Origin of the sequence: Paraglaciecola arctica BSs20135 (genome assembly GCF_000314995.1) — a bacterium.
Taxonomy (GTDB): Bacteria; Pseudomonadota; Gammaproteobacteria; order Enterobacterales; family Alteromonadaceae; genus Paraglaciecola; species Paraglaciecola arctica.
This window is the reverse complement of record NZ_BAEO01000022.1, coordinates 1-2,687: the sequence shown is the minus strand read 5'-3', so window position 1 is coordinate 2,687 and position 2,687 is coordinate 1. Positions and strand designations below refer to the sequence as shown.

General features: G+C 40.6%; 3 protein-coding genes and 1 pseudogene. All 4 read left to right on the top strand.

The window, feature by feature from the left end; all coding sequences use genetic code 11:
• Positions 1 to 36: 36 nt before the first annotated feature.
• Complete coding sequence (locus GARC_RS08370; protein ID WP_007618826.1) at positions 37 to 528, top strand: RNA polymerase sigma factor; 492 nt, start codon at positions 37 to 39, stop codon at positions 526 to 528.
• A complete protein-coding gene (locus GARC_RS08365; protein WP_007618825.1) occupies positions 521 to 1,102 on the top strand; it encodes a hypothetical protein in 582 nt (193 codons plus the stop codon). Before GARC_RS08370 ends, GARC_RS08365 begins: the two co-directional genes overlap by 8 nt.
• A gap of 101 nt (positions 1,103 to 1,203) precedes the next feature.
• Positions 1,204 to 2,145 (top strand): sodium-dependent bicarbonate transport family permease, encoded by a 942-nt coding sequence (locus tag GARC_RS08360; protein WP_007618824.1) that lies wholly within the window; start codon positions 1,204 to 1,206, stop codon positions 2,143 to 2,145.
• Between the two features lie 125 nt (positions 2,146 to 2,270).
• Positions 2,271 to 2,687: pseudogene (locus GARC_RS08355) on the top strand (transposase); the annotation flags it as partial.

Below are 2,687 nucleotides of genomic sequence, written 5' to 3'. Positions count from 1 at the left end.
ATATGTCGTTTTTAGGGAATATTGAGTCACTTGAGCATGGACCTTCGCCAAGTTTTGCAAGAGCATGCTGCCTTATTAGGCCGCGTGGCTGCGACCTATGAAGCAAATTTTCATTTGCGTCAGGAGTTGTTGCAGGAAATTTCTTTAGCCGTGTGGCAAGCGTTAGAAAAATTCAAAGGCGACAGCAGTGTTAAAACCTACGTACTGCGTGTGGCTCACAATAGAGCTATTACTCATGTTGCTTATCATGCCAAACAGCCCCGCAACGAAAGTTATTGTGAAGTAGAGACTCCACAGCCAAGTCAACAGGCTAGTTCTGACGTGCAATTTGCCCAACAACAGCAGATTCAAACAATGCTTAAAGAAATTAGAAAAATGCCAATTCAAACTAGGCAAGTGATGACTATGTCGATGGAAGGCCTTAGCTATGACGAAATTGCAGCTGCTTGTGGTATCAGTAGCTCCAACGCGGGTGTGATCCTCAATAGAGCAAGAAAAGTATTAATGGAGACCATTCAGCATGTCTGATAATCAAGACCCATTGAAGCAACTTTGGCAGTGCCAAGAAGTGCTAAAACCAAATCTTAATGACGTCATTAAAAAATGGCACAAGGTCAGATTGAAACAGCGCTGTTATGTCGCTTTGGATTTCTTTAGTTTGACCATCCCTTTTATTATTATTTGGTTTAAATCTGCGCAATTAGACAAGTTTACTATGGCGCTGTTGCTTGGCGTGATGTCTGTTTCAGTGTTGATGGTATTTTATATCACTTGGTTAAGGCGTTTTTCCTTGGGCTGGTCACATGTCACTACAGATCAACATATTCAAAGAATACAAAAACAAATTCAAAGCAATATTAAAATCGCAACCCTAAGCTTGCATTCGGTATGGTTTGTCGTGGTATTGATGATCGTATTTTATGGTGCTCTATACTATTTTGATGTATACCCAGAAGATAAGTGGATGCGAAAAGTCTTAATCACGGCCGCAATTAATGCTGTTGGCATGCCCTGTATTTGGATTTGGGCAGCTAAGCGTAAAAAAAGATTTAGCAATGAACTGGCGGAGTTAAATCAATTATTGAAAGGCACAAAAAATTGAATGCCAAGTTCATTAACAAAACTCCAACAATTTTGTTGTTGTAACCTTGAGTTTTGGCTTTATTCTAGGGCAATAAATATTTAGAGTTATAAGAGAGTGTTATGCCTGACATTGTTGTCATGTTTTTTTTACTTGGACTAATTGCTGGTTTAGTTCGCTCCGATTTAAAAGTCCCTAAAGCTACCTACGACACCATGAGTTTATTACTGATGTTAACCATCGGTCTTAAAGGAGGCATGGCTTTACATGGAAACATAAGCTGGGAACTAGTACCTGAGCTTTTATTAGTTGCTGCCTTAGGTGGCATTGTGCCGCTGTTGTTATTCCCGGTACTGAGAAAGTTAGTGCACTTATCACTAGCTGACAGTGCCAGTATTGCGGCGCACTATGGCTCAGTTAGTGCCGGTACTTTTGCGGTAGCATTGGCTTACGTGGAAACAAACCACCTTGCAGTCGCTCCAGAAGTGACTTTGTATTTAGTGTTATTAGAACTTCCAGCAATTGTGGTTGGTTTGTTGCTGTATCGACGTTATCAAACTGATACGGCTGCCACTAGCATGGGAAATTTATGGCATGAGTCCTTTACTAATAGAGGGGTGATTTTACTATTAGGCGGCGTGATCATAGGTTTTATGTACGGTTACCAAACCGGCAGCGAAGTAACCGAGTTATTTACAGGTATTTTTAAAGCTGTGTTGGCATTGTTCTTATTAGAAATGGGCTTAGTGGCAGCAGCTACCTTGCAGCCTATCCCTTTTAAACATTGGCGCTTGTTAGCCTTTGCTCTATTAGCTCCTAGCGTATTAGCTTTGCTTGGTATAGCAGCAGGAAATGTAATGGGGTTGGATGTAGGGACTACATTAATTTTAGCTAGCTTGGTGGCTAGTGCTTCATATATTGCTGCACCAGCGGCAATAAAAAGCAGCATTAATGATGCTGATATTGGACTAGCTATGCTGGCTTCCTTGGGGCTTACGTTCCCTTTTAATGTCATATTTGGCATCAGTTTTTATCATCATATTATTGAGTGGGTGTTTGTATAGGTGGAATTAGGCATTCAAAAGCTAAAAAGCTAAAAAGCTAAAGTTGACACCCATTTTTAAAAAGTAGCAAAAACACTGCTTTGCTCTAAACTTTAAGGTACTCAAACAACCACGGATGGTCTGTTATGCCTCTGCCACGTAAAAATCAAATTAGTTTAATCGATACCCCTTATTACCATTGTATTTCCCGTTGTGTTCGTCATTCTTTTTTGTGCGGTGAGGATAAGTTTACGGGGCAAAGTTACGAACATCGCCGTGGTTGGGTCGAGAAACGTTTGTTGTTTCTTGGGTCAGTATTTTCTATTGATATTTGTGCTTATGCAGTGATGAGTAATCATACCCATGTTGTTGTTTGTGTGGATAAAGACTTGGCTGAGAGCTGGTCAATGGATGAAGTCATATGGCGCTGGCATCAAATGTATCAAGGCACACTGTTGAGTCAAAAGTACCAAAGAGGGGATACACTCAGTAAAAGTGAGTTTTTCACCTTAGAAGAAACCGTAGGGATTTACCGCCAACGTTTATACAGTATCAGTTGGCTT

Coding starts and splice junctions, on each gene's coding strand:
- GARC_RS08360 (WP_007618824.1), top strand. CDS start 1,204: ATGCCTGACATTGTTGTCATGTTTTTTTTACTTGGACTAATTGCTGGT.
- GARC_RS08370 (WP_007618826.1), top strand. CDS start 37: ATGGACCTTCGCCAAGTTTTGCAAGAGCATGCTGCCTTATTAGGCCGC.
- GARC_RS08365 (WP_007618825.1), top strand. CDS start 521: ATGTCTGATAATCAAGACCCATTGAAGCAACTTTGGCAGTGCCAAGAA.